Here is a 26,722-nt window from a genome sequence, read left to right on the forward strand (position 1 = left end):
CCGGTCGTGCCGCCGGTCGTGCCGCCGGTCGTGCCGCCGGTCGTGCCGCCGGTCGAGGAGACCGTCGAGGAGGACGCCGACGCCGCCACGGTGCTCGTCGTCGAGGGGCGTCCGCGCTACCACGTCGAGGGCTGCCGCTACCTGTCCGGCAAGCAGGCCAAGCCGGTCGACGTGCTCGACGCGCGTGAGGAAAAGTTCACCCCCTGCGGCGTGTGCAAGCCTGACGACGCGCTCCTGGCGCGCCGTTCGGCCAAGCCGGCCTTGGCGCGTCCCATGGGCGGGCAGCAGGTGCGCGAGGAGGAGATCGTCGAGGAGGACGTGCCCGGGGTGGAGGTCGCCCCGCCCGTGCGCCGCACCGCACGCACCACCAAGGCAGCTGCGGTGCCGGCCAAGCCAGCGAGCAGGACAGCGACCAAGGCGGCGTCGAAGGCGCCCACACGGGGTGTGGCCAAGGCTGTAGCGCCGGCCAAGGCTGTGGGGCCGGCCAAGACGGGGGCGCCGGCCAAGGCTGTGGGGCCGGCCAAGACGGGGGCGCCGGCCAAGGCTGCGGCGCCGGCCAAGACGGGGGCGCCGGCCAAGGCTGCGGCGCCGGCCAAGACGGGGGCGCCGGCCAAGGCTGCGGGGCCGGCGAAGGCTGCGGGGCCGGCGAAGGCCCCGGCCCCGGCGAAGGCCCCGGCCCCGGCGAAGGCTGCGGCCCGGACGACCGGTCGCGCGGCGGGCGGCCAGACGGCGGACTCGGGCGACCCGACCGCGGGCTCGCGCGCTGGGTCGGTCGTCGTGATTCCCGACCGCGGCAAGTACCACCGCGCCGAGTGCCGCTACGTCCGCGATGTCCCCGGTACCGAGGTCCTCGACAGGTCCGCCGCCGCGCGCGAGGGATACGCCGCCTGCGGGGTCTGCCGGCCCTGAGTGCAGCGCTCGCGTCGTGTCCTGCCAGCCCCGCGGAAGGCGACGCATCTCCGGGCGCACCCCGGCCTCGGCATGCCCCCGGACCTGCGTCAGGTGGACCGCTCCCAGCGGCGGTGACTGGTGGTCATGGACACCGCGCACCGCGCCGGAGGTGGGTGTGCTGTCGGGGTGTGTGCACCACACGTCAAGAATCGGGAAATGTTGACCTGTGGTGTAACAGCCGCTGCGCGGCACATGTCGATGCGCGAGTAGTCCCAGCCCCTGCGCGGCCCGATTCGCCGCGAACGGCGGCTGGCGGACGGCTCGGAACGGCGTGGGCAAAGCGGGAGCGGCGGTCCTGGTCGTTGCGCCTGTCTACGTCGCTGGGCCGCTCCGGCGAACGCATGCGGCTCGGTCGCGCTGCTCCGGTCGGCTGGCCGGTCGATCTCGGTGCCACCCGTGTTCGTGGATCAGGCGCTGCCGGCACCGAGAACGCCCGGCACCGAGTCGGGGGGTAGGTCCCTGGTGCCGTCGGGCCTGCAGCATGCACCCGAAGATGCGCCGGGGTCCCCGGCTAGGGCCGCGACATCCGCAGCTCGGAGCGGAACGGGTCGCGTGGCGGTGGCACGGGCAGCGCGAGTGCGTTCGGCGGGGCCTGCACCGCCGCCAGTGCCAGGACCCGGTCCAGCAGCGACTGCGGCGACTCGCCGGCTGTGTGTCCCTGGACGGTCACCATGACGCGGTAGACGGTGATGTAGTGCCGCGTGGGGGTGTCGTACGACCAGTCGACCGAGCCCAGATGCGCCGAGTCGCCGTGCCGGCCCAGCAGCCCGTTCCACGGGCCGCTCCAGACCTGCACCCCGGCGGGACCGGCGGAGAAGCAGCCGCCGCGGGAGACGTCCTCGCGCTCCGCGGCCGCGAGCAGCGCACGGCCCTCGCGGTCCGGCAGGACGATCGCCGGACGCACCTGGTCGGCGACCTGTGGAGCGCTGCCCGTGCCCGGCCGGGTCAGCCGGAACGAGCGGTGCACCGGCTTGCTGTCGAGCGCGGCGATATCGATCACCATGTGTCTCCCGGAGAATCGGTGCTGCTGCGGGTGGATCAGCGCGGAGTGTCACCAGGGGCATCGGCGACGGGGCAGCCCGATCTGGCGAGGCCATCCGGGTGATCCACCGGCTGCGGCGCCGGTCAGCTGCCGGCGACCCGCAGCCAGAAGCGCAGCCCGAACCCGGAATCGCTGTGCGGGGCCAGATCAGCGGTGGGGGGACCGGCGGTCACCTGTACGGCCAGCACCTCCTCGGCCACCCGCGCCGAGCCCTCCGCGAGCGCCTCCGCCAGCTCGCCCTCGGCCTGCCACCACAGCTCGATCCGGTCGCTGACCGCGAGGCCACTGGTCTTGCGGGCCTCCTGCACCAGGCGCACCGCCTCGCGGACCAGTCCGGATCGGCGCAGCTCGGGCGTGATCTCGAGATCCAGCGCGACGGTCTCGCCGGCGCCGGACGCGACCGCCCAGCCGGTGCGCGGCGTCTCGGTGACCACGACCTCGTCGGGCGTCAGCGTCACCGGCGTTCCGTCCACGACGACCGACGCCGTCCCGTCGCGCAGCCCGGCCGCGAGCACCGCGGCGTCCATGGCCGCCACAGCAGCAGCGACGGCCTGGACGCCCTTGCCGAACCGCTTGCCGAGCGCGCGGAAGTTGGCCTTTGCGCTGACGTCGACCAGGCCGCCGGCCAGCGGCTCGAGCGTCACCACGTTCAACTCCGACGACACCAGTTCCTGCAGCTCGGCCGGCAGCGCCTGCCAGCCCTGTGCGGAGACCATCGCGCGACCCAGCGGCTGGCGGGTCTTGACCCTGGACTCTGCACGGGCCTGCCGGCCGAGGTCCACCAGCCGGCGCACCAGCGCCACCTGCTGCGTCAGCTGCGCGTCGACCAGCGCCGCGTCGGCGGTGGGCCAGGCCGCCAGGTGGACCGAGTCGTCGGCCGAGGCCGCGAACAGCGAGCCCCACACCTCGTCGGTGACGAACGGCGTGAACGGCGCCATCAGCAGGGTGAGCACCCGCAGGCACTCGTGCAGCGTGCCGAGCGCGGCCGGATCCCCGTCCCAGAACCGCCGGCGGGAGGTCCGGACGTACCAGTTGGACAGGTCGTCGATGCACTGCGCCAGGCGGCGGCCGGCCCGCAGCGAGTCGAAGTCCTCCAGCGCCTCGGTCACCTCGCGTGCGGTGTCATGCACCTGCGACAGCGCCCAGCGGTCCAGCAGGGTCTTCTCGCCGGTCTGGCCCTCCCAGCCGTTGACGGTGGCGTAGAGGGTGTGGAAGGCGGCGGTGTTCCAGTAGGTGAGCAGGACCTTGCGGACCACCTCTTCGACCTGCTCATGACCCACGCGTCGGGCCGACCACGGGCTGCCGCCACAGAGCATGTACCAGCGCAGCGCGTCCGCGCCGTGCCGCTCGAACAGCTCGAACGGGTCCAGCACGTTGCCCAGGTGCTTGCTCATCTTGCGGCCCTCGCCGTCGAGGATGTGCCCGAGGCACAGGACGGTCTCGTACGACGAGCGGTCGAACACCAGCGTCCCGACCGCCATCAGCGTGTAGAACCAGCCGCGGGTCTGGTCGATGGCCTCGCAGATGAACTGCGCCGGGTAGGCCGGTTCGACCCCGCTGTGCGGGTAGCCCACCTGCGCGAACGGCATCGAGCCGGAGTCGTACCAGCCGTCGATGACCTCGGGCACCCGCCGCGCCTCGGCCCCACACTGCTGACAGGCGACGGCGATGTCGTCGACGTACGGCCGGTGCGGGTCCAGCGTGCTGAGCTCCTGGCCGGCCGCCGCACCCAGCGCGGCCAGCGACCCGTACGCCTGCCAGTGCTCCTTGTCCGTCGTGCAGCGCCAGATCGGCAGCGGCGTGCCCCAGTAGCGGTTGCGGGACAGCGCCCAGTCGATGTTGTTGTCGAGCCAGTCGCCGTACCGGCCGTGTTTGATGGTGCTCGGATACCAGTTGGTGCGTTCGTTCTCCTCGACCAGCCGGTCCTTGAGCGCCGTGGTGCGGATGTACCAACTGGGCAGCGCGTAGTAGAGCAGCGCGGTGTCGCAGCGCCAGCAGTGCGGGTAGCTGTGCTCGTACGGCAGCTCGTGGTGGAGCAGGCCGCGCTCGCGCAGGTCCTGCACGAGCGTCTGGTCCGCAGCCTTGAAGAACTGGCCGCCGACCAGCGGCAGGTGCTCCTCGAAGGTGCCGTCGGGGCGCACCGGGTTCACCACCGGCAGGCCGTAGCGCCTGGCGACCAGCATGTCGTCCGCGCCGAACGCGGGGGACTGGTGCACCAGGCCGGTGCCGGACTCGACGGTGACGTAGTCGGCGAGGCCGACGTAGTGCGCGTTCGCGCCATCGCTCGCCGGGAAGGCGACCAGCTCGAACGGACGGGAGTACGTCGTGTGCTCGAGCTCGCTCCCGCGGAAGCGTTGCAGGACCTCGGCGTCCTCGCCCAGGACGCTCAGCAGCGATTCGGCGACCACCAGCACCTCGGTGCCGGCGCGCGCGGCCACGTAGGTGACGGTCGGGTGGACCGCGACGGCGGTGTTGCTGACCAGCGTCCACGGGGTGGTGGTCCAGACCAGCAGTGCGGCGCCGAGGTCGACGAGTGGGCCGCTGGTGACAGGGAAGCGGACGTAGACGCTGGGGTCGGTCACCGTCTGGTAGCCCTGAGCCACCTCATGGTCGGAGAGCCCGGTGCCGCAGCGGGGGCAGTAGGGCGCGACCCGGTGGTCCTCGACGAGCAGGCCCGCATCGGCGATCTGCTCGAGCGACCACCAGACGGACTCGATGTAGGAGGAGTCCATCGTGCGGTAGGCGTCGCCCATGTCGACCCAGTAGCCCATCCGGTGCGTCATCCGCTCGAACTCATCGACGTGGCGCAGCACGCTCTCGCGGCACTTCGCGTTGAACTCCGCCACGCCGTACGCCTCGATGTCCTGCTTGCCGGAGAAGCCGAGCTCCTTCTCGACCGCGAGCTCGACCGGCAGACCGTGGCAGTCCCAGCCGGCCCTGCGCGGGACGTGCCGGCCCTGCATGGTCCGAAATCGCGGGAACAGGTCCTTGAAGACCCGCGCCTCGACGTGGTGCGTGCCCGGCTTGCCGTTGGCCGTGGGTGGGCCCTCGTAGAACACCCACGGTTCGCCGTCCCGGGTTGCCTCCAGGCTGCGCTCGAAGACGCGGCCCTTCTCCCAGCGTTCGAGTACGGCGCGCTCGACGGCCGGCAGGTCGACCTGGGCGGGCAGCTGCTTCATCCGATACTCCTCCGTCGTGGCGTGCTCTCGACGGAGGGACGAAGCCGGGCGGCTCCGCGGTACCACCCTCCTTGGGTGCCTTGTGGCACCCCCCTCTGGTGACGCGGGGTGTCGCTCAGGGGCTGATGTTCACGCGCGAGCACACCGCCGGGCTCGCACCGTCCCCGGCTCGCTCTGGGCTGCGTCCGCCGCTACTGGTCCCCATCGCTGCGACACCGCAGACTCTAGCGGTGCGCCGACCCCGGCTCCGTGAGGGCGTACGCGACGACGGCGGGCCCCGAGGGCGTGGTGGACTTGGTCGGCTGCTCTCCCTGCACGTATCCTGCGCGCGGTTGTGATCATGCCCGTCCGGGTGTGGCGGACGTGAGGGGGCGGGATGGCCACGCGCTTCGGCAAGGTCCGGAACTTGCTGCCGGGCGGCAAGAAGCCCTCGACCGAGGAGACGCCCGCGCCCGTCCCGGCCGCGCCGAGCCCGAGCGCGCAGCCCGCGGCCCCGCCGGGCCCGCGCTCCCGGAGTGGTGCGGGCCGGTCCGGGACTCCGGCGAAGACTGCGGCCAGCAAGCCTGCTCCGTCGGCCGCGAAGGCTTCGGCCAACAAGGCGCCTGCAAAGGCAACCAAGGCGGCTCCGGCCAAGGCGGGCAAGGCGGCTCCGGCCAAGGCGGCACCGGCCAAGGCGGGCAAGGCGGCTCCGGCCAAGGCGGCACCGGCCAAGGCGGCACCGGCCAAGGTGGTGAAGGCGGCCCCCACGCAGGCCGCCAAGGCTGCGCCGGCCAAGGCGGCTCCCGTCAAGGCGACTCCCGTCAGGGTGGTGAAGGCGGCGCCCCCGAAGCTGGCCAAGGCTGCGCCCATGCAGGCCGCCAAGGCCGCGCCGGCCAAGCCGGCCGCCAAGGCCAAAGCCGCGCCCGCCAAGGCCAAGGCCGCGCCCGCAAAGGCCGCACCCGCAAAGCCGGCCCGCGCGACGCCAGCGCAGCCCAGCGCCCCCAAGGCTGCTCCCGGGAAGGTGCCGGCCGCCGAGCGGGCCGGGACGACCGCCGCGCCGAAGCCGCCGGCTCCGATGGGCGACGACGCGTGGACCAAGCCCGAGCTCAAGGCCGTCCGCAGCGAGCTCGAGGACCAGGCGATCGAGCTGCGCGGTGAGATCGAGACCGCCGAGGCGGCCAGTGAGTCCCTCAAGCGTGACCAGAGCAGCGAGGGCTCCGGGGACGAGGCCGACGCCGGCACCAAGACCTTCGAGCGCGAGCACGAGATGTCGCTGGCCAACAACAGCCGCGATCTGCTCGTCCAGGTCGAGCGGGCGTTGGACCGGCTCGACGCGGGCACCTATGGCCGGTGCGAGAACTGCGGCAACCCGATCCCGAAGGCGCGGCTTCAGGCTTTCCCGCGGGCGACGCTGTGCGTGACGTGCAAGCAGCGCGAGGAGCGGCGCTGAGCGAGGCCGCACCTGTCCGGCGGCGCCGTACCGCGCTGCTCGCGGTCGTTGCCCTGACCGTGCTCGGGCTCGACGTCGCGACCAAGGTCTGGGTCGTCGCCGAGCTCGAGGGCAGGCGCACGCTCGAACTACTCGGTGGTCAGCTGCTCATCCGGGTGAGCCGCAACTCGGGGGCCGCCTTCTCCCTCGCCCAGGGCGCCACCCTGCTGCTCACCCTGGTCGCGGTGGTCGTGGTGGTCGTCATCGTGCGGCTCAGCCCCCGGGTCGGCAGCGTCGGCTGGGCGCTGAGCCTCGGCCTGCTGCTCGGCGGGGCCGGCGGCAATCTGATCGACCGGCTGCTGCGCAGCCCCGGCCCCGGACGCGGCGCGGTCGTCGACTTTCTCGACTTCCAGGTCTGGCCGAGTTTCAACGTCGCCGACAGCGGGATCGTGCTCGGCGGCCTCCTGGCAGTGCTGCTGTCCTTCCGCGGGATCGAGCTCGACGGTCGCCGCCAGGACGACCCCGCATGATGTACGGGTGACCTCGCGCCGCTCCCTGCCTGTCCCCGAGGGGCTGGACGGGCTGCGGCTGGACGCTGCGATCAGCCGGCTGTTCGGCCTGAGCCGGACGGCGGCGGCGGACCTGGTCGGGGCCGGCGCCGCCACCCTGGACGGCCAGCCGGTCCTCAAGAGCGAGCGGGTCACGGCCGGTGCGGTGCTCGAGGTCGACCTGCCGGATCCCGAGCGGGCCAGGTCGAAGCCGCCCGAGGTGGTCGCGGGCCTGGTCGTGCTCTACGAGGACGACGACATCCTCGTCGTGGACAAGCCGGTCGGCGTCGCGGCCCACCCCAGTCCCGGCTGGGACGGCCCGACCGTCATCGGCGGACTGGCCGCGACCGGCCACCGCGTCAGCACCAGCGGTGCGGAGGAGCGCCAGGGCGTCGTGCACCGCCTCGACGTCGGCACCAGCGGTTGCATGGCCGTCGCCAAGAGCGAGCGGGCGTACACCGTGCTCAAGGACGCCTTCCGGGAGCGGACCGTCGACAAGCGCTACCACGCGCTGGTCCAGGGCCACCCCGACCCGCTGACGGGAACGGTGGACGCGCCGATCGACCGCCACCCGAGCAGTGCGTACAAGTTCGCCGTGGTCGCCGGCGGCCGCGACAGCGTCACCCACTACGAGACGGTCGAGGCGTTCCGGCACGCCAGCCTGCTCGACATCCGGCTCGAGACCGGCCGGACCCACCAGATCCGGGTCCACATGGCCGCGCTCGAGCATCCCTGCGTCGGCGACGTCACCTACGGGGCCGACCCGACGCTGAGCAAGCGGCTGGGTCTCGAGCGCCAGTGGCTGCACGCCGTACGCCTCGGCTTCTCCCACCCCGACGACGGGCGCTGGGTGGAGTTCGCCAGCCCCTACCCGGCGGACCTGCAGCAGGCGCTGGACCGGGTGGCCGAGTGGTCCTGAGGAGCCTGAGGAGATGGCTGTGAGCCTGCGCGACCTCGACACCCGGCTGGTGCCCCGCCTGGCGGTGCTGCTGCGGGGCGTGCTGGACGGGCTGTCCGACCGGCGCCGGCGGCTGTCGCTGGTCATGCTGGCCGGCGGCCGTGCCCTGCGCCGGCTCGACGACCGCTATGTCGCGCGCGGTCCGCTCAGGTTGCTGAGCGACGTGCCGCAACTGGGCCTGTTCCTGGCGGCCACCGTGTTCGTTGCCGGTACGGGTGCCGCCCTCGCGCTGAGCAGCCCCGAGACGGTGCGTGAGCGGGAGCAGGCCCAGCGGGAGGCCGAGCTGCCGCTGACGCTCGGACCGCCGGTCGGTGCGGACATCGACGCGCACTTCGCGACGGCCCGGGACCGGGCGGTGGAGCTGTCCCGTCGTGACCCCGGCGGCCGCTTCCTCGCGCTGATCAGCCTGAACAGGGGGCTCACCCCGGAGGAGACCGGCGAGCTGCTGGTGGAGTCCGGGCTCGAGGTACGGCTCGGCTACCTGCGTGCGCCGGTGCCGGGGGAGCCGGAGAAGATCCGCTTCCAGACGCCCGGAGAGATCGTTGCCGGGCTGCGGCAGGTGTTCTCGCAGATCGCGATGCGCAAGGCGGACGAGCAGCAGGAGCTGCTCCGCACGGCCAAGACCATTGCGGTCGGTTCGCCGGAGGAGGAGTTCCGCCGGGTGTACGAAGCCGACGCGCGCACCGTCGGACAGGAGGCGAACGCCTACCGGACCGGCTGCGCCTGCGTGTTCGCGCTCGTCGTGGAGGCGCAGGCCGCGGAGCTGGCCGAGCTACCGGCGCTGCCGGTCGTCCGTGGTGTCGAGCTGGCCCGGCGCGGGGCGGAGCTGGACATGCTGAGGATCTTCCCGGTCGCGCCGAGCGAGCAGGGGGTCGTGGAGCCGCCGGTCCAGCGGGGGAGCCAGAGCCCGTGACGGCGGAGGTGCGGCTCGCACGGTCGGCCGACCTCGACGAGGTCTACGCGCTGCGCCACGAGGTCTTCGTGCTCGGCCAGGACGTGCCGGCCGACCTCGAACGCGACGAGCTCGACGCGGCCGCCGACCACGCGCTGGCGCGGCTGGACGGTCGGATCGTGGGGACCGGCCGGCTGGTCGACGGCCGGACCGACGAGCAGGGCCGGCTGCTCCCGGGTACGGCCGGGACCGTAGGCACGATCGGGCGGATGGCCGTGGCCGAGGACGCCCGTGGCGCCGGCACCGGCCGGGCGCTGCTCGACCTGCTCGTGGCGCGGGCCGCCGAGCGTGGGCTGTCGGCTGTCGAACTGCACGCCCAGCTGCACGCCCGCGGGTTCTACGAACGGGCCGGCTTCACGCCGTACGGCGAGGTGTACCTCGAGGCCGGCATCGAGCACCTGGGCATGCGCCGGGAGCTCCGGCGGGGTTCGCCGGGCCTGCGGCGGGGCAGATCGGCGCCCGTGTCGGGTGACGTGGCGCAGCAGCTGGCCGAGCGGATGCAGGCCGAGCAGTGGAGGTTCGCGACGGCCGAGTCCGTCACCGCCGGTCTGGTGGCCGATCGGGCCGCGCAGGGGAAGGGCGCGAGTGAGTGGCTGCTGGGCGGCGTCGTCGCCTACGCCAGCGAGACCAAGCAGCGGCTGCTCGGGGTCGCGCCCGGGCCGGTCGTGAACCCGGAGACGGCCGGGCAGATGGCCCGTGGCGTGGCGGAGCTGATGGCCGCCGACGTCACCGTCTCGACGACCGGCGTCGGCGGCCCGGATCCCGAGGAGGGGCAGCCGGCGGGCACCGTCTGGGTCGGTGTGTGGGTCGACGGGCAGGTGACGACGCACCGGCTGCAGCTGGCCGGTGACCCCGAGGACATCTGTACCGGTGCCGCCGAGGCCGCCCTCCGCCTGGTCCTCGGCGCCCTGCCCGCACGCTGACGCTGCCGCCTCGGACAGGATGGTGGTGTGGGAGCGACCGCGCGGCGCACCGACCGGCTGGCGACGGACCGGGAGATCCTGCGCCTGGCCGTACCCGCCTTCGGTGCGCTGGTCGCCGAGCCGCTGTTCCTGCTCGCGGACTCCGCGGTGGTGGGCCGGTTGGGGACCCCGCCGCTGGCCGGGCTCGGCATCGCGGGAAGCGTGCTCGCCAGCGCGATCGGTGTCTTCGTCTTCCTCGCGTACGGGACGACGGCGGCGGTCGCGCGGCGGGTGGGAGCCGGCGACCTGCGTGCCGCCGTCGAGGACGGCATCGACGGCGTGTGGCTGGCTGCGCTGATCGGTGCAGCCACCGCCGTTCTCGGCTTCGTGTTCGCGCCGCAGGTCGTCGCAGGTTTCTCGGCGTCCGGCGCCGTGGCCGAGCAGGCGGTGATCTACCTGCGCTGGTCGCTGCCGGGCCTGCCGGCGATGCTCGTCGTCCTGGCGGCCACCGGCATTCTGCGCGGGCTGCAGGACACCCGGACACCCTTGCTGGTCGCCGCGGCCGGTGCGGCAGCCAACCTCGTGCTGAGCATCGGCCTCGTGCACGGCGCCGGGATGGGGATCGCCGGCTCCGCGCTCGGTACCGTGCTGGCCCAGGCCGGCATGGCCGTGGCCTTTCTCGTCGTCGTCGTACGCGCCGCCCGGCGCACAGGTGCCGCGCTGCGGCCGGATGCCGCCGGACTGCTGCGCGTGGGACGGGTGGGCCTGCCGCTGCTGGTCCGGACGCTCACGCTCCGTGCCGCGCTGCTCGTCACCACCTACGTCGCGGTCGCCCAGGGGGACGCGGAGCTGGCTGCGCACCAGGTCGCGACCGTGCTGTGGGGCTTCCTGGCGCTCGCCCTGGATGCCGTCGCGATCGCCGGGCAGGCGCTCACCGGCCGGGCCCTGGGAGCCGGAGACGGCGAGGCCGCCCGCGCCCTCACCCGGCGCATGCTGGTCTGGGGGATCGGCGCAGGCGTCGTGCTCGGTGCAGGCGTGCTCGCGCTGCGCCCGGTGCTCGCTCCACTGTTCAGCCCCGAGCCGGAGGTGCAGGGCGCGCTCGTGGCGGTACTGGTCGTCGTCGCGGTCACCCAGCCGCTGGCCGGCTGGGTGTTCGTGCTGGACGGCGTGCTGATCGGCGCCGGGGACGGCCGCTACCTCGCCGTCGCAGGGCTGATCACCCTCGTCGGCTACCTGCCGTTCGCCCTGCTGGTGCTGGCGTCACCGGTGGCGGGGACCGCCGGTCTGGTCTGGCTGTGGGTGGCCTTCGCCGGCGGTTTCATGCTCGTACGCGCCATCACTCTCGGGCTGCGGCTGCGCAGCGGTGCCTGGCTGGTGATGGGAGCGGTGCGGTAGTCGGGCGGCCCGTGCGACAGCGGCCGTCACGGGATCTTCATGTCGGGCGGCTAGTTTGACCTGCGCTGCGGGCGGTTCGGCTCTCTCCGGGCCGCCGCGGTTCGTGCCCTGGGCATCGTGGGAAGCGCGTCTGCTGACGCCGCTCGACGGTGCCGCGCGCGGGTCCCTGTCCCCGATCGACGGAGGCGCGTGAACTTCCTCGAGTACCTCGAGTCCAACCGTGAGCCCCTGCTGGAACTCACCGTCGAGCACGTCCAGATCGTGTTGCTCTCCGTCGGCATCGCCCTCGTGGTCGGGGGTGCCCTGGGGGTGCTGGCCCACCGGAGCCTGACGCTGCGTCCCCTCGTGCTGACCTTCGCCTCGACGATGCTCACGATCCCGTCGCTGGCCCTGTTCGCGCTCGCCATCCCGCTGTTCGGCCTCGGCACCAAGCCCTCCGTCTTCGCGCTGGTGCTCTACGGCCTGCTCCCGATCGTGCGGAACACCGTCTCCGGGCTGGAGTCCGTCGATCCCGCGATCGTGCGCGCGGCGCGTGGGATGGGGATGAGTCGGGGGCGGCGCTTCCTCAGCATCGAACTGCCGCTCGCCTGGCCCGTGCTGCTCGCGGGAGTCCGCGTCTCCACCCAGATCGTCGTCGGCATCGCCGCCATCGCGGCCTTCGTCAACGGACCCGGCCTCGGGAACGAGATCTTCCGGGGACTGCGCTCGCTGGGTAGCCCCTTCGCCCTGAACTTCGTCCTCGGCGGCACGCTCGGCATCGTCGTCGTCGCCCTGGTCCTCGACGCTGCGTTCGTCCTGGTGCAGCGGTTCACCACCTCGAAGGGTCTGCGATGACCAACCCCACCGATTCCGCGGCCGAAGGCGCCGCGACTCCGGCGACCGTCCCGCACGAGGAGCCGATGATCCGGCTCGACGAGCTCACCAAGCGCTTCCGCGGGCAGGCCGCGCCCGCCGTCGACCGGGTGTCGATGCAGGTGCGCCGCGGCGAGATCGTCGTCCTCGTCGGACCGTCCGGTTGCGGCAAGACCACGACGATGGAGCTCGTCAACAGGCTCATCGAGCCGACCTCCGGCCGGATCTTCCTGGACGGCGAGGACGTCACCCGGGCCGACCCGGACGCGCTGCGACGTCGGATCGGCTACGTCATCCAGGCGACCGGGCTGTTCCCGCACCAGACGATCGCCAGCAACATCGCGACGGTCCCGAAGATGCTCGGCTGGAAGAAGACCCGCATCGCCGACCGCGTCGACGAGCTGCTCGAGCTGGTGGGCATGGACGCCGCGACCTACCGCGGCCGCTACCCGAAGGAGCTGTCGGGCGGCCAGCGCCAGCGCATCGGTGTCGCCCGGGCGATGGCCGCCGACCCGCCGGTGATGTTGATGGACGAGCCGTTCGGCGCGATCGACCCGATCACCCGCGAACGGCTGCAGAACGAGTTCCTCCGAGTGCAGTCGCAGGTGCAGAAGACCGTCATCTTCGTGACCCATGACGTCGACGAGGCGATCAAGATGGGCGACCGGATCGCCGTGCTGCGCGACCAGTCGCACATCGCGCAGTTCGACACGCCCGAGGAGATCCTCACCAACCCGGCCGACAGCTACGTCGAGGACTTCATCGGCGCGGGCGCGGCGCTCAAGCGGCTGAACCTCACCCGCATCCGCGACGTCGAGGTGACCACCGACTGCCCGACCGCGCGCCTGAGCGACCGGGTCGAGGACGTGCGCCGGCGGCTGCACGAGTCCGACTGGACCACGATCCTGCTGATCGACGAGCAGGGGCGCCCTGCCCGCTGGCTCAACACGCGGGACCTCAACCGACCGGAAACCGACCTGCGCCGCCTCGGGCTGCCCGTCGTCGCCCTCGTCGAGCCGCACGCCACCCTGTCGGACGCGCTCAACGAGCTCGTCACCTCCAACGCCGGGGTCGCGGTCGTCGTGGACGGTCGGGGCACCTATCAGGGGCTGGTGGACCTGGACACGCTCATGACGAGCGTCCGCTCGACGCGCGACCGCAACGAGGAGTACTACCGGGTGGCCAAGCTCGCCGTCGAGGACCGCACGCCGTGACCGCTCTGACGGCGCTTCCGCCGCCCGAGCCCGGCCCCGGCCGGACGCGCCTGTCCCGCCGCAGTGCGGCGGGTTGGCTGGGCATGCCGGTGTTCCTGCTCGTCATCAACGGCCTCCTGTACGCCTGGGTGCAGCGCCAGGAGCTCGACAGCATCGAGGCGCGGGTGCTGAACGCGCCGGCCCTGCGTGAGCGGGTGGCCGAGCACGTTCAGCTGTCGCTGGTGTCGACCGCTCTGGTCATCGCGGTCGCCGTCCCGCTCGGCATCCTGGCGACGCGGCCCAGCACCCGCCGTGCCAGCCCGGTGATTCTCGCGCTCGGGAACCTGGGGCAGGCGATTCCGTCGTTCGGGCTGATCACCCTCATCGTGCTGACGCTCGGCACCGGCTTCCGGTCGATCGTCATCGGCCTGTTCGCCTACTCCGCCCTGCCGATCCTGCGGAACACCATCGTGGGCCTGCAGCAGGTCGACCCCTCGCTCACGAAGGCGGCGCGCGGCATGGGCATGGGACCGCTGCGCGTCCTGCGCCGCGTCGAGCTCCCGCTCGCCGTGCCGGTCGTCCTGGCCGGCATCCGTACAGCGCTGATCATCAACGTCGGCACGGCCACGCTGTCCACCTTCTTCGGCGTCCAGGCACTGGGTTACGTGATTTTCCAGGGCATCCAGCTGAACCGGGACGTGGTCCTCGTCACCGGGGCCGTCCTCGCCTCCTCCCTCGCGCTGCTCGCCGACTACCTGGCGGGGGTCGTGCAGGACCTGCTCTCCCCTCGCGGGCTCTGACCCGTTTCCCCGCGCCACCCGACAGAAAGAGGCTCTCGCATGCGTTCCCGTACCCCCGTCCTCAGCGCCGTCCTCGGTGTCCTGCTCACCGCCACCGCCTGCGGCGGCGGTGACCCGGCGACCCCGGGCGACGGACCGCTGTCCGACGCCACCATCACGGTCGGGTCCAAGGACTTCGACGAACAGCTCATCCTCGGCCACATCAGCAAGCTCGCGCTCGAGGACGCCGGTGCCACTGTCGTCGACCAGATCAACCTCGGCGGTACGGACGCCTCCCGCGGCGCGCTCGTCTCCGGCAAGGTGGACCACTACTGGGAGTACAACGGCACCGCGTGGATCAGCTTCTTCAAGGAGACCGAGCCGATCCCGGACCGCATCGAGCAGTACGAAGTCGTCCGCGACCGCGACCTGGCCGAGAACGAGCTGGTCTGGCTCGAGCCGGCGAACTTCAACAACACCTACGGCCTCGCGTTCCGCAGCGAGGCGGCTGCCGAGCTCGGCAGTCCCGAGACCATCTCGGACCTTGCGTCTGTCGAGGCCGGCGCGCTGTCGCTGTGCGTGGAGAGCGAGTTCTCCACCCGTGACGACGGCCTGCCCGGGCTGGAGAAGACCTACGGGTTCGAGTTCCCGGACAAGCAGGTGACCGTGCTCGACACCGGCATCGTCTACACCTCCACCGACAAGGGTCAGCCCTGCAACTTCGGTGAGATCTTCACGACCGACGGTCGGATCGGTGCGCTCGACCTGACCGTCCTCGAGGACGACAAGGCGTTCTTCCCGCTGTACAACGCCTCGCCCGTCTTCACCAAGGAGGTCATGGACAGCCATGGCGAGGAGCTCACCGAGCTGTACGGCCCGATCACCGAGGCCCTCACGCAGGACGTCATGACCGACCTCAACAAGCGCGTCTCCGCCGACGGCGAGCGGCCCGAGCAGGTCGCGAAGTCCTGGCTGGAGGACAACGACCTGATCGGCTGATCTGCGGTTCCCGCGGCGCACGTCCGACCAGCTGCGGCCTCGTGACCGCCAAGCGCGGGCCCCAGCGCGGCCACACCGCGGGCCCCACCAGCCCCACCGGGGCGCCGTGGGCGTGTCCGTGCGGTGCGCCTGCCGCGAACTGTCGGGTCCTCGTGGCAGAGTTGCCGGCAGCACGCAACAGCACAGCACGGGCCGTCTTCCCCTCGGACCGACGCTGCACCATCCGGCGTACCCGTAGGAGAGACGTGACCGCGCGAGACTCGTTCGTGCACCTGCACGTGCACACCGAGTACTCCATGCTCGACGGTGCGGCGCGGCTGGACGAGTTGTTCGCCCGCACCGCGGAGCTCGGGATGCCGGCCCTGGCGATGACCGACCACGGCAACGTCTTCGGTGCCTACGACTTCTGGAAGAAGGCGCAGGCCCACGGCGTCAAGCCGATCATCGGCATCGAGAGCTACGTCGCCCCCGGCAGCCGGTTCGACAAGACCCGCGTCAAGTGGGGCGCCGGCGGCGAGGACGACGTCTCCGGTGGTGGTGCCTACACCCACATGACGATGCTCGCCACCAGCACGGAGGGCATGCACCGGCTGTTCAAGCTCTCCAGCCTGGCGAGTCTCGAGGGCTACTACTACAAGCCGCGCATGGACAAGGAGCTGCTCGCCGAGCACATCCGGCCCGACGTCGATCTGATCGGGACCACCGGCTGCCCGTCCGGGGAGATCCAGACCTACCTTCGGATGGGGCAGTACGACAAGGCCAAGCAGAGCGCGGGCGAGTTCCGCGACATCTTCGGCGCGCAGAACTTCTACTGCGAGCTGATGGACCACGGGATCCCCATCGAGCGGCGCGCGCAGAAGGACCTGATCCGGTTGGCCCGGGACATGGGCCTGCCGTTCCTGGCCACCAACGACCTGCACTACACCGCGCCCGGGGACGCCACCGCCCACGAGGTGCTGCTGTGCGTGCAGTCCGGCAAGACGATGGCCGACCCGCAGCGCTTCAAGTTCGACGCGCAGGACTTCTACCTCAAGAGCCCGCAGGAGATGCGGTCGCTGTGGAGCGAGTTCCCCGAGGCCTGCGACAACACGCTGCTCGTCGCCGAGCGCTGCGAGATGAGCTTCACCGAGGGCCGCGACCTGATGCCGCGGGTGCCGGTGCCCGAGGGCTACGACGAGCAGAGCTTCCTGCGTGCGCAGGTGCACGAGGGGCTGGCCCGCCGCTTCCCCGACGGTGTTCCGGAGGGACACACGAAGCAGGCCGACTACGAGGTCGATGTCATCTGCCAGATGGGCTTCCCGGGCTACTTCCTGGTGACCGCCGACCTGGTCCGCTACGCCCACGAGGCCGGCATCCGGGTCGGTCCCGGTCGCGGCAGCGCAGCCGGGAGCCTCGTCGCGTACGCCCTGGCGATCACCGAGCTCGACCCGATCGCGCACAAGCTGCTGTTCGAGCGGTTCCTCAACCCCGAGCGCATCTCGATGCCCGACATCGACCTGGACTTCGACGAGCGCCGGCGCGGCGACATGATCCGCTACGCGACGGAGAAGTACGGCGAGGAGCGCGTCTCGCAGATCATCACCTACGGCACGATCAAGGCGAAGGCCGCGGTGAAGGACGCCGCGCGTGTGCTCGGCTTCCCCTACGCCACCGGTGACAGGATCACCAAGGCGATGCCGCCGGCGGTCATGGGCAAGGACGTCCCGCTGGCCGGGATCTTCGACCCCAGCCACAAGCGCTACAACGAGGCCGGCGAGTTCCGCGCGCTGTACGAGAGCGACCCCGACGCCAAGCAGGTCGTCGACACCGCGCGCGGCCTGGAGGGCCTCAAGCGGCAGTGGGGCGTGCACGCCGCCGGCGTCATCCTGTGCCGCGAGCCGCTGCTGGACGTCATCCCGATCCACCGCCGGGAGCAGGACGGCGCGATCATCACCCAGTTCGACATGGGCGCCTGCGAGACGCTCGGGCTGCTCAAGATGGACTTCCTGGGGCTGCGCAACCTGACGGTGCTGGACGACTGCCTCGAGCACATCGAGAGCAACCGCGGTCAGACCGTCGTGCTCGAGACGCTGCCGCTGGAGGACCGGCCGGCGTACGAGCTGCTGGCCAGCGGCCACACGCTCGGGGTGTTCCAGCTGGACAACCCCGGTATGCGGGCGCTGCTGCGGTCGATGAAGCCGGACAACTTCGAGGACATCTCCGCCGTTCTCGCGCTCTACCGGCCGGGCCCGATGGGCGCCAACGCCCACAACGACTACGCCGACCGCAAGAACGGCCGCAAGCCGGTCGTGCCGATCCACCCCGAGCTGGCCGAGCCGCTGGCCGAGATCCTGGGCGACACCTACGGGCTGATCGTCTACCAGGAGCAGGTCATGGCGATCGCCCAGCAGCTCGCGGGTTACTCGCTCGGCAAGGCCGACCTGCTCCGTCGCGCCATGGGCAAGAAGAAGAAGGAGATCCTCGAGAAGGAGTACGACGGGTTCGCTGCCGGCATGACGGCGAACGGCTACTCCGCGGGCGCGATCAAAACGCTGTGGGACATCCTCGTCCCGTTCTCGGACTACGCGTTCAACAAGGCGCACACCGCCGGCTACGGGATGGTGAGCTTCTGGACCGCCTATCTCAAGGCCAACTTCCCGGCCGAGTACATGGCCGCACTGCTCACCAGTGTCAAGGACGACAAGGACAAGAGCGCGCTCTACCTCGCCGAGTGCCGCCGGATGGGCATCAAGGTGCTGCCGCCCGACGTCAACGACTCCGACAGCGACTTCACCCCGCGCGGCACCGACATCCGCTTCGGGCTGTCGGCGATCCGCAACGTCGGCACCAACGTCGTCGCCTCGATCGTGCGCACCCGTGAGAGCAAGGGGCGCTTCGCCGACTTCGGCGACTTCCTGCGCAAGGTCGAGCCCGTCGCCTGCAACAAGAAGCTAGTCGAGTCCCTTTGCAAGGCAGGCTCTTTCGACTCGCTCGGACACAGCCGAAAGGGGCTGGTGCACGTGCACGCCGAGGCGATCGAGGCGTGCATGGAGACCAAGAAGCAGGAGGCGATCGGGCAGTTCGACCTGTTCGGCAGCATGGGTGGTGAGGACGCTCCGCCGGGCGACGGCGGGCTGTTCGACGTCACCGTGCCGATGGGGGAGTGGGAGAAGTCCGTCCTGCTCACCTACGAGCGCGAGATGCTCGGGCTCTACGTCTCCGACCATCCGCTGTTCGGCGTCGAGCACTTGCTGGCCGGTGCGGTGGACCTGCCGGTCTCACAGATCGCGGAATGCGACGACGGCCGCACCGTCACCGTCGGCGGCATCCTGTCCAGCGTCACCCGCAAGACGACCAAGCAGGGCAACCCGTGGGCGATGGTCACCCTGGAGGACCTCGAGGGTGCGGTCGAGGTGATGTTCTTCCCGCAGAGCTACGTCAACGCCGCCGTGCACCTGGTCGAGGACGCGGTCGTGCTGGTGCGCGGCCGCGTCGACAAGCGCGACGAGACCCCCAAGATCATCGGCAACGAGATCACCGTCCCCGACCTGTCCGTCGGTCCGCGCGGGCCGGTCCTGGTGTCGCTGCCGACCCCGCGCTGCACGCCGCCGGTGGTCGAGCGCTTCAAGGAGGTGCTCGCTGCCCACCCCGGCACCACCGACGTCCACCTCCAGCTGGTCGGCGGGGACAGGACCACTGTCGTCCGACTCGATGACCGGCTGCGGGTGACGGCCTCGCCCGCTCTGTTCGCCGACCTCAAGGCGCTGCTCGGCACCGGCTGCCTGCCGAGCGGCGCGTGAAGCACCGTCGCCGGCGGGCGAGAGCAGCTAGCGTGACCCTGTGGAACGCGTCATCCGCCCGGCCGCGCCCGGAGCCCGCGCCGCTGCCCTCGGCGAGCTGCGGCTGTGCGCCGGCACGCTCGTGGTCGAGCACCCCGACCAGCTGCTGCTCGACTACCTCGACGTCCGCAACGGCTACGCCTATCCCGCCTACGACCGGCTGCTGACCAACGGGACGGCGGAGCTGGTCGACGGCGACCTGCTCGCGCCGGCGCTGATCGGCGTGCACATGGACGCCGGCCGGTTCTCGCTGCTGCGGGAGATGCTGCCCGCGCTCGAGGCGGTGGCGGAGCTGCCCGAGGTCGCCTTGGACGAGGCGGACGAGGACCACCTGCTGTGCGTGGCCGGGCTGTTCGGGATCCTCGACGAGCCGCGGTACTCCGGTCGTGGCGTCCGCGGGACCGTCGTGAGCAAGGTGCTGCACCGCAAGCGCCCCGACCTGGTCCCGCTCTACGACTCGCGGATCTTCGAGGCCTATACCGCACCAGGTGTGCTGCCGCGCTCCACGGACCGGGCCTGGGCGGACTTCATCGCCGACCTGTGCCGGCAGATGCGCGACGACCTGCAGGCCGAGCGCGACGCCTTCGACGCGCTGGAGCTGCTGGCGGCCGAGGACGGGCATGAGCTCACCCGGCTGCGGATCCTCGACATCCTGGTGTGGCGCACCGCGGACGCCTGGCACTGACTGTCCGGTCCAGGGCCGCTCAGCTGGTGGTGCGGTCCAGGAGGGGGCGGGCGAGCTCCGCGACCAACTGCGGGTCCGCCGTCGGGCGGGCGCCGTAGGCCAGCAGCCACGTGGTGACCCCCTGCCGGAAGCGCAGCGTCAGCAGCTCACCCGGCTGCTCGCCCGGCAGCGGCTGGCGGCGCAGCTGCGACGCCTCGCCGAGGGTCGGCAGCTCGACCAGGTCGCCGGACGAGGCCGCCAGGTCGCTGTCGAGATCGGCTCTGGCCCCGGCGGCGTCGGCGAAGCGGGCCACCACGACGGACAGCACCCGGCCGTCGCTGGGGTGCGCGTACTGCGCGACATAGGCGCTGCGGAAACCGTGCTCCGCCAGCGCCTGGCCGGCCGCGGCGGGATCGGCGGAGAACGCTGCGATGGCCTCGGCATCCCTGCTGCCACTCGCTGCCAGCAGCGGGACCATCCCGCCGGGCACCTCGTCCGGCTGCGGGACCAGCGGCTGCAGCGGGTCGGGCGGAAGCTCGACGCCGGCCAGCGGTTCGTTCAGGGCCTGCGAGGACGCGGCGCTCGGCGCGGTCGTCGGCTCTGCGCCGGAGGAGCAACTCCCGAGCGCCAGCGCCGCCGAGCAGCCGACCGCGAGGGCGGCGACGCCGACGCGGAGGGCCATGCGGCGCAGCGTAGGGTCCAGCCGGGGCGCACTGCGGTGACACTGCGAGAGCGGCTACGCAGCGCCGGCACCGGCGAACGGGCACGATGGACGGGTGAGCACCTTCTGGACGACGCCTGACCCCCGTCGCGCCCCGGCCGCCGCACCCGCCTTCGGGGTGCCGTACGCCGTGCCGGCGCAGGTCTCGCCGACGATCGGCGCGGACACCTTCGCCGGCCTGCTCGCCGCGGCCGTCACCGTCCTGCTCGGTGCGCCCGTGGGCCTGCTGTGGGCGGCCGTGGCCCCGCGGCCCACCGCCGTCGTCGACGACGACGGGCAGGCCCGCTTGGCGATGCCGGGCAGCAACGCTTTCATCGCCGGGGACGGCTTCTTCCTGCTCGCCGTCACGGTGGCCGGGATCATCGGCGGACTGCTGGCCTGGCACCTGGGCCGGCGGCACGGGCCGGCCGTCGTGGTCGGGCTGACCGCCGGTGGCCTGGCGGCGGCCTATGTGGCCATGGTGGTCGGCCAGCAGGTCACCCTCGAGCAGGCCCAGCAGGCGATCAGGAGCAGCCAGCCGGGCCTGCTCGAGGTGAGCCTGCGCCTGCTGGCCACGCAGACCCTGGTCGGCTGGCCGGTCGGTGCCCTGCTCGGCTACGTCGCCACCTCGCTCGTACGGGAGCGCTGAGCCACGAGGCGCAGGCCGCCCGCCGCTAGGCTGAGGCGACCCACCCGCTGACGTCTGGAGCCTCGCGCCGTGCTCACCCGCATCGACCTGCGCGGGCGTCGCGGCGGCGACGTACAGGCCCTGCTGCCACGCGCGATCCTCGACGTCGCCGCGGCGGTCGAGCAGGTCCGGCCGGTCGTGCAGGACGTGCGCGACCGCGGGGCGCAGGCCGTCCGCGAGGCCACCCAGCGCTTCGACGGCGTGGAGCCCGAGCACCTGCGGGTGCCCGCCGCGGCGCTCGCGCGGGCGCTCGAGCAGCTCGATCCCGCGGTCCGCGCCGCGCTCGAGGAGGCCGGCCGCCGCGCGCGGACCGTGGCCGTCGCCCAGCTGCGCGCTGATGAGGTCGTGCAGGTCGTGGACGGCGCCACGGTGACCGAGCGCTGGGTGCCGGTCGGCCGGGTCGGGCTCTACGTCCCGGGCGGTCGCGTCGCCTATCCCAGCAGCGTGGTCATGAACGTCGTCCCGGCGCTGGTCGCCGGGGTCGGGAGCCTGGCCGTGGCCAGCCCGCCGCAGGCCGACGGCCTGCCGCACCCGGTCGTGCTCGCCGCCTGCGCCTTGCTCGAGGTCGACGAGGTGTGGGCCGTGGGCGGGGCCCAGGCGGTGGCGATGTTCGCCTACGGCATCGAGGGCTGCGCGCCGGTCGACGTGGTGACCGGCCCCGGCAACGTCTACGTCGCGGCGGCCAAGCGTCTCGTGCAGGGCCGCTGCGGCATCGACTCCGAGGCCGGACCGACCGAGATCGCCATCCTGGCCGACGAGACCGCGGTGCCGGCGTACGTCGCGGCCGACCTGATCGCCCAGGCCGAGCACGACCCGCTGGCCGCCTGCCTGCTCGTCACGCCGAGCGAGGCGCTGCTGGATGCCGTCGACGTCGAGCTGCGCAGGCAGGTGCCGGCGACGCGCCACCGTGAGCGGGTCGAGACGGCGCTGGCCGGACAGTCTGCGCACGTGCTGGTCGACGACCTCGACCACGGCCTGCAGGTCGTCGACGGCTGGGCCGCCGAGCACCTCGAGGTGCTGACCGCCGATGCCCCGGAACGCGCCCGCCGGGTCCGCAACGCCGGCGCCGTCTTCGTCGGCAACTCCACCCCGGTCAGCCTCGGCGACTACCTGGCCGGTTCCAACCACGTCCTGCCGACCGGCGGCACCGCCCGCTTCAGCGCCGGCCTGTCGACGCAGAGCTTCCTCAAGCGGATGTCGCTGGTGCAGTACTCCCGAGAGGCGCTGGCCGACGTCGCCCCGCACGTGGCCGCCCTCGGCGGGTCCGAGGACCTGCTGGCCCACGTGGAGGCCGTGCAGGTGCGGGTCCGATGAGGCCGGACCTGGACACCCTGCCCGTCCGCGACGACCTGCGCGGCAAGGCGCCGTACGGCGCACCGCAGCTCCCGGACTCGATCCAGCTCAACGTCAACGAGAACCCGCACGCACCCTCGCCCGGGCTGGTCGCCGACCTGGCCCGCGCCGTCGGCGAGGCCGCCGCGACGCTCAACCGCTACCCGGACCGCGAGGCGGTCGCGCTGCGCACCGACCTCGCCGGCTACCTGAGCCGGCAGACTGGTGTGCCGCTCGACGTCGAGCAGGTATGGGTGGCCAATGGCTCCAACGAGGTGCTGCAGCAGGTCGGCCAGGCCTTCGGCGGGCCCGGCCGGGTCGCACTCGGCTTCGAGCCGTCCTACTCCATGCATCCGCTGCTGGCCGCCGGCACCAACACCGGCTGGGTCGCCGCGCGCCGGGCCGCCGACTTCACCCTGGACGCCGGCACCGCGGTCGCCGCCGTCGAGCGGCACCGCCCGGCGATCACCTTCCTCACCACGCCGAACAACCCCACGGGCACCGCCACACCCCTGGAGGTCGTCGAGGCGGTGCTGGAGGCGAGCGCCGGGATGGTGGTGGTCGACGAGGCGTACGCCGAGTTCGCCGGCCTTCCCAGTGCCGTGACGCTGCTCGGCCGGCACCCGCGGCTGATCGTCAGCCGCACGATGAGCAAGGCCTTTGCGCTGGCGGGCGCCCGGGTCGGCTACCTCGCCGCGAGCCCCGCCGTCGTGGACGCGCTGCGCCTGGTCCGGCTCCCCTACCACCTGAGCGCGCTCACCCAGGCCGCCGCGCGGGTCGCTCTCGCCCACGCCGACGAGCTGCTCGGCACCGTGGAGCAGGTCAAGGCGCAGCGCGACCGGATGGTGCGCGAGATCCCGTCGTACGGGCTCCAGGTCGTGCCGACCGCGGCGAACTTCCTGTTGTTCGGGCCTTTCGGGCAGCCGGTGCAGGTCTGGCAGGCGCTGTTGGACCGGGGGGTGCTGGTGCGCGACGTCAGCGGCGGCCCGGGGCTGGCCGGCTGGCTACGCGTGAACGCCGGTACCGAAAGCGAGACGACGTCCTTCCTGGACGCACTGAAGGAGATCACCTCATGAGCAGGACCGCTCTGGTCGAACGCACGACGAAGGAGTCGGACGTGCGTGTCGAGCTCGACCTGGACGGCACCGGTCAGGCGTCCTCCGACACGGGGGTGCCCTTCTTCGACCACATGATCGCCCAGCTCGGCAAGCACGGTGGCTTCGACCTGACCGTGCGTACCCGCGGCGACCTCGAGGTCGACGCCCACCACACGGTCGAGGACACCAGCCTGGCGATCGGCACCGCCCTGAAGCAGGCGCTCGGCGACAAGGCCGGCATCCGCCGCTTCGGCGACGCGCTGGTGCCGTTGGACGAGTGCCTGGTGCAGGCCGCGGTCGACCTGTCCGGGCGGCCGTACGTCGTGCACGAGGAGCCGCAGCTGGTCGAGCTGATCGGGTCCTACGACACCACGCTGACCCGGCACATCTGGGAGTCCCTCGTCGCGACGGCAGACATCGCCCTGCATGTGCGGGTGTTGTCCGGCCGCAACGCCCACCATGTCGTCGAGGCGCAGTTCAAGGCGGTGGCCCGCGCGCTGCGGGACGCCGTCGCGCTCGACCCGCGCGTCGGCGGCATCCCCAGCACCAAGGGCAGTCTGTGAGCACCGTCGCGCTGCTGGACTACGGATCGGGCAACCTGCGCTCGGCGCAGCGGGCGTTGGCCCGCGCCGGCGCCGACGTCGAGCTGACGTCCGACTACGACACCGCCCTGAACGCGGCCGGGCTCGTCGTGCCGGGTGTCGGCGCCTTCGCCGCCTGCATGCGCGGCATCAACGCCGTTCGCGGCGGCACCCTGGTCTGGGACCGGCTGCGCAAGGGGCGGCCGGTCCTCGGGATCTGCGTCGGTATGCAGGTGTTGTTCGAGAAGGGCGTCGAGCACGGCGAGAACACCAGCGGCATCGGTGTGCTGCCCGGGGAGGTCACCCGGTTGCAGGCCGACGTGGTCCCGCACATGGGCTGGAACACCGTCCAGGTGCCTGCCGGCTCGACGCTGTTCGCCGGCCTGGAGGGCGAACGCTTCTACTTCGTGCACTCCTTCGCCGTGCACGGCCAGGTGGCCGATGCGGTGACGACGACCGCCGAGCACGGCGAGCGGTTCGTCGCCGCCGTCGAGCGCGGGCCGCTGTCGGCCACCCAGTTCCACCCGGAGAAGAGCGGTGACGCCGGAGCCGCCCTGCTGAACAACTGGCTGGAGGCACTGTGAGCAAGCAGCGGCAGCGCGCCCGCGCGGCGCGTGAGGCGGAGAAGGCCAACGCCCGGGCGAAGGCCGCGAAGGCGGCCGAGCGGCGCGCGAAGGTCGAGCGACCGGCGCCGTCCGGGCCGGACATCTCCAAGCGCAAGGTCTACCGCCAGCGCCGCTTCCCCCCGCTTCCGTGGCGGCTCAAGCTGGGGTTGACGGTGTTCTGGCTGGCTGCCGTCGTCGCCTCGCTGCTGTTCGCGCCGACCTGGACCGGCCGGATCGGCCTGATCGTGGTCGCCACCATGGCCCTGCCGCTGATCGTCGTGATCGTGCGCGACCCCACCCGGAGACCCCGATGAGCCTCGAGTTGCTGCCCGCCGTCGACGTCGCCGACGGGCAGGCGGTCCGACTCGTGCAGGGCGAGGCCGGGAGCGAGACGTCGTACGGCGACCCGGTCGAGGCGGCACAGCAGTGGCAGCGCGACGGCGCCGGGTGGGTGCACCTGGTCGACCTCGACGCCGCCTTCGGCCGCGGGTCCAACCGTGACCTGCTGGCCAAGGTGGTGCAGACGCTCGACGTCCGGGTCGAGATGAGCGGCGGCATCCGGGACGACGCCTCGCTGGAGGCGGCGCTCGCCACCGGCTGCGCCCGGGTCAACCTCGGCACCGCGGCGCTCGAGTCACCCGCGTGGTGCGCCAAGGCGATCGCGACCTACGGCGACCGGATCGCGGTCGGTCTGGATGTGCGCGGTACGACGCTGGCGGCCCGCGGCTGGACGAGGGAGGGCGGTGACCTCTGGGAGGTGCTGGCCCGCCTCGACGCCGAGGGCTGCGCGCGCTACGTCCTCACCGACGTACGTCGCGACGGCACGCTCACCGGCCCGAACGTCGAGCTGCTGCGGCAGGTCTGCGCCGCGACCGACCGGCCGGTCGTGGCCAGCGGCGGCGTCTCGTCGCTGGCCGACCTGCGTGCGCTCGCTGCGCTCGTGCCGCTGGGCGTCGAGGGCGCCATCGTCGGGAAAGCTCTCTACGCAGGTGCTTTCACGCTTCCCGAAGCGCTGGCTGCCGTTCGCTGATCCGGTCGGCGAGAGCTGGCAGCACGGCCCCGAGCGGCGCGTCGACGCGCAGCCGGGCCTTGGCGTCCCCCCGCGTGACGCCCTGGTTGACGATCGCGACCGGGAGGCCGAGCGCTGCGGCCCGCAGCACGAAGCGGTAGCCCGACATGACGGTCAGGGACGAGCCGAGGACCAGCAGTGCGGCGGCCTGCTCGACCAGGGCGAAGCAGGCGGCGACCCGCTCGGCCGGCACCGTCTCGCCGAAGAAGACGACGTCGGGCTTGAGCACCCCGCCGCACGCCGTGCAGTCCACCGTGCGGAACCGCTCGAGGTCCTCGTCGGGCAGGTCGACGTCGCCGTCCGGGTTCACCTGCAGGACGCGCGCCCGCCATGTTCTGTTGACCGCCTGCAGCCGGGCGTCCAGCTCCTGCCGCGACGACCGGCGCCCGCAGGACAGGCAGATCACCCGGTCGAGGTTGCCGTGCAGCTCGACGACGTCCTGTGCGCCGGCCGCCGTGTGCAGCCCGTCGACGTTCTGGGTGATGATGCCGGCGAGCAGGCCCGCGTGCTGCAGGCGGGCGACCGCCTGGTGCCCGCCGTTGGTCGCGGCCTGGGCGATCCGCCGCCAGCCGAGGTGGCTGCGGGCCCAGTACCGGCGGCGCGCCGCGGCCGAGCCCGTGAACGTCTGGAAGCTCATCGGGGTCGCTCCGCGGGCGGCGCCGCTGGGTCCCCGGTAGTCCGGGATGCCCGACTCGGTGGAGAGCCCTGCGCCGCTGAGCACGACGACGTCGCCGCCGACAAGGAGGCCGGTCAGCGCGTCCAGGTCCGGAAGGTCCATCCGGGTCAAGGTTAGATGCACCGTGCGAGCGTCCGCCTCCTGTGCTCTCGGCACACGCCAGCCTTGGGTGGCCGGGGGCGTGCAGCCTCGGGCACGGCCACTCCGAGCGCACGCAGAGCGGCAGATGAGGTCGTCCTCTGCCTGCACAGAGTCGCGCCTGTGAGGGCCGGCTACGGCTGACACGAGACCAAGATCTTCGGAACATCCACAGGGCCAGGGTCCTGTGGATGTT

Annotated in this window: 24 protein-coding genes; 20 read left to right on the top strand and 4 right to left on the bottom strand. The window is 72.4% G+C overall.

Features of this window, described 5'->3' with window-relative positions; all coding sequences use genetic code 11:
* On the top strand, positions 1 to 909 hold a 909-nt coding region (locus WD794_09170), incomplete at its 5' end, for a hypothetical protein (protein ID MEX2290480.1).
* A gap of 553 nt (positions 910 to 1,462) precedes the next feature.
* Here WD794_09170 and WD794_09175 read toward each other — a convergent pair.
* Entirely contained in the window at positions 1,463 to 1,954 is a 492-nt protein-coding gene (locus WD794_09175; protein ID MEX2290481.1) for a hypothetical protein, read from the bottom strand.
* Between the two features lie 122 nt (positions 1,955 to 2,076).
* Positions 2,077 to 5,172, bottom strand: coding sequence for an isoleucine--tRNA ligase (gene ileS, locus WD794_09180; protein MEX2290482.1), 3,096 nt, complete (start codon positions 5,170 to 5,172; stop codon positions 2,077 to 2,079).
* Between the two features lie 376 nt (positions 5,173 to 5,548).
* On the opposite strand from ileS, the gene WD794_09185 reads away from it, so the two are divergent.
* From WD794_09185 to WD794_09240, 12 genes are all read left to right on the top strand, one after another.
* Positions 5,549 to 6,601: a TraR/DksA C4-type zinc finger protein gene (locus tag WD794_09185; GenBank protein MEX2290483.1), complete on the top strand. Its 1,053-nt coding sequence runs from the start codon at positions 5,549 to 5,551 to the stop codon at positions 6,599 to 6,601.
* Positions 6,574 to 7,110, top strand: a complete 537-nt coding sequence (gene lspA, locus WD794_09190; protein MEX2290484.1) for a signal peptidase II — start codon at positions 6,574 to 6,576, stop codon at positions 7,108 to 7,110. The genes WD794_09185 and lspA overlap by 28 nt, the downstream gene beginning before the upstream one ends.
* 7 nt (positions 7,111 to 7,117) lie before the next feature.
* On the top strand, positions 7,118 to 8,047 hold the full coding sequence (locus WD794_09195) for an RluA family pseudouridine synthase (GenBank protein ID MEX2290485.1): 930 nt from the start codon (positions 7,118 to 7,120) through the stop codon (positions 8,045 to 8,047).
* Positions 8,048 to 8,066: 19 nt separating this feature from the next.
* Complete coding sequence (locus WD794_09200; GenBank protein MEX2290486.1) at positions 8,067 to 8,999, top strand: hypothetical protein; 933 nt, start codon at positions 8,067 to 8,069, stop codon at positions 8,997 to 8,999.
* Positions 8,996 to 9,961, top strand: coding sequence for a nicotinamide-nucleotide amidohydrolase family protein (locus tag WD794_09205; GenBank protein ID MEX2290487.1), 966 nt, complete (start codon positions 8,996 to 8,998; stop codon positions 9,959 to 9,961). The genes WD794_09200 and WD794_09205 overlap by 4 nt, the downstream gene beginning before the upstream one ends.
* Positions 9,962 to 9,988: 27 nt before the next feature.
* The gene (locus tag WD794_09210; protein MEX2290488.1) at positions 9,989 to 11,335 is read left to right on the top strand and encodes an MATE family efflux transporter; all 1,347 of its coding nucleotides are present in this window, start codon (positions 9,989 to 9,991) and stop codon (positions 11,333 to 11,335) included.
* A gap of 189 nt (positions 11,336 to 11,524) precedes the next feature.
* Positions 11,525 to 12,169 (top strand): ABC transporter permease, encoded by a 645-nt coding sequence (locus WD794_09215; GenBank protein ID MEX2290489.1) that lies wholly within the window; start codon positions 11,525 to 11,527, stop codon positions 12,167 to 12,169.
* A gap of 65 nt (positions 12,170 to 12,234) precedes the next feature.
* Positions 12,235 to 13,401, top strand: coding sequence for an ABC transporter ATP-binding protein (locus WD794_09220; GenBank protein MEX2290490.1), 1,167 nt, complete (start codon positions 12,235 to 12,237; stop codon positions 13,399 to 13,401).
* A complete protein-coding gene (locus WD794_09225; protein ID MEX2290491.1) occupies positions 13,398 to 14,180 on the top strand; it encodes an ABC transporter permease in 783 nt (260 codons plus the stop codon). Before WD794_09220 ends, WD794_09225 begins: the two co-directional genes overlap by 4 nt.
* A 39-nt stretch (positions 14,181 to 14,219) precedes the next feature.
* On the top strand, positions 14,220 to 15,158 hold the full coding sequence (locus tag WD794_09230) for a glycine betaine ABC transporter substrate-binding protein (protein ID MEX2290492.1): 939 nt from the start codon (positions 14,220 to 14,222) through the stop codon (positions 15,156 to 15,158).
* A gap of 245 nt (positions 15,159 to 15,403) precedes the next feature.
* Positions 15,404 to 18,937 carry a DNA polymerase III subunit alpha gene (gene dnaE, locus WD794_09235; protein MEX2290493.1) on the top strand — a complete coding sequence of 1,178 codons (3,534 nt, stop codon included), beginning with the start codon at positions 15,404 to 15,406 and terminating at the stop codon, positions 18,935 to 18,937.
* 40 nt (positions 18,938 to 18,977) lie between these two features.
* Entirely contained in the window at positions 18,978 to 19,661 is a 684-nt protein-coding gene (locus WD794_09240) for a DUF6308 family protein (protein MEX2290494.1), read from the top strand.
* Between the two features lie 19 nt (positions 19,662 to 19,680).
* Here WD794_09240 and WD794_09245 read toward each other — a convergent pair whose 3' ends face one another.
* Positions 19,681 to 20,322 (bottom strand): hypothetical protein, encoded by a 642-nt coding sequence (locus tag WD794_09245; GenBank protein MEX2290495.1) that lies wholly within the window; start codon positions 20,320 to 20,322, stop codon positions 19,681 to 19,683.
* 94 nt (positions 20,323 to 20,416) lie between these two features.
* Between WD794_09245 and WD794_09250 the strand changes: the two genes are divergently transcribed.
* The 7 genes from WD794_09250 (at position 20,417) to priA (ending at position 25,673) form a co-directional block, all read left to right on the top strand.
* On the top strand, positions 20,417 to 20,989 hold the full coding sequence (locus WD794_09250; protein MEX2290496.1) for a DUF2567 domain-containing protein: 573 nt from the start codon (positions 20,417 to 20,419) through the stop codon (positions 20,987 to 20,989).
* 69 nt (positions 20,990 to 21,058) lie between these two features.
* The gene (gene hisD, locus WD794_09255) at positions 21,059 to 22,342 is read left to right on the top strand and encodes a histidinol dehydrogenase (GenBank protein MEX2290497.1); all 1,284 of its coding nucleotides are present in this window, start codon (positions 21,059 to 21,061) and stop codon (positions 22,340 to 22,342) included.
* Positions 22,339 to 23,436: a histidinol-phosphate transaminase gene (locus WD794_09260; protein MEX2290498.1), complete on the top strand. Its 1,098-nt coding sequence runs from the start codon at positions 22,339 to 22,341 to the stop codon at positions 23,434 to 23,436. Before hisD ends, WD794_09260 begins: the two co-directional genes overlap by 4 nt.
* Positions 23,433 to 24,020: an imidazoleglycerol-phosphate dehydratase HisB gene (hisB, locus tag WD794_09265; protein MEX2290499.1), complete on the top strand. Its 588-nt coding sequence runs from the start codon at positions 23,433 to 23,435 to the stop codon at positions 24,018 to 24,020. The genes WD794_09260 and hisB overlap by 4 nt, the downstream gene beginning before the upstream one ends.
* Positions 24,017 to 24,622 (top strand): imidazole glycerol phosphate synthase subunit HisH, encoded by a 606-nt coding sequence (gene hisH / locus WD794_09270; GenBank protein ID MEX2290500.1) that lies wholly within the window; start codon positions 24,017 to 24,019, stop codon positions 24,620 to 24,622. The genes hisB and hisH overlap by 4 nt, the downstream gene beginning before the upstream one ends.
* Entirely contained in the window at positions 24,619 to 24,957 is a 339-nt protein-coding gene (locus WD794_09275; GenBank protein ID MEX2290501.1) for a hypothetical protein, read from the top strand. The genes hisH and WD794_09275 overlap by 4 nt, the downstream gene beginning before the upstream one ends.
* Positions 24,954 to 25,673 (top strand): bifunctional 1-(5-phosphoribosyl)-5-((5-phosphoribosylamino)methylideneamino)imidazole-4-carboxamide isomerase/phosphoribosylanthranilate isomerase PriA, encoded by a 720-nt coding sequence (priA, locus tag WD794_09280; protein MEX2290502.1) that lies wholly within the window; start codon positions 24,954 to 24,956, stop codon positions 25,671 to 25,673. Before WD794_09275 ends, priA begins: the two co-directional genes overlap by 4 nt.
* Here priA and WD794_09285 read toward each other — a convergent pair.
* Entirely contained in the window at positions 25,639 to 26,490 is an 852-nt protein-coding gene (locus WD794_09285; GenBank protein ID MEX2290503.1) for an NAD-dependent protein deacetylase, read from the bottom strand. The genes priA and WD794_09285 overlap by 35 nt on opposite strands.
* Between the last annotated feature and the right edge of the window lie 232 nt (positions 26,491 to 26,722).

This window comes from Mycobacteriales bacterium (genome assembly GCA_040902655.1).
Classification (GTDB): Bacteria; Actinomycetota; Actinomycetes; order Mycobacteriales; family SCTD01; genus SCTD01.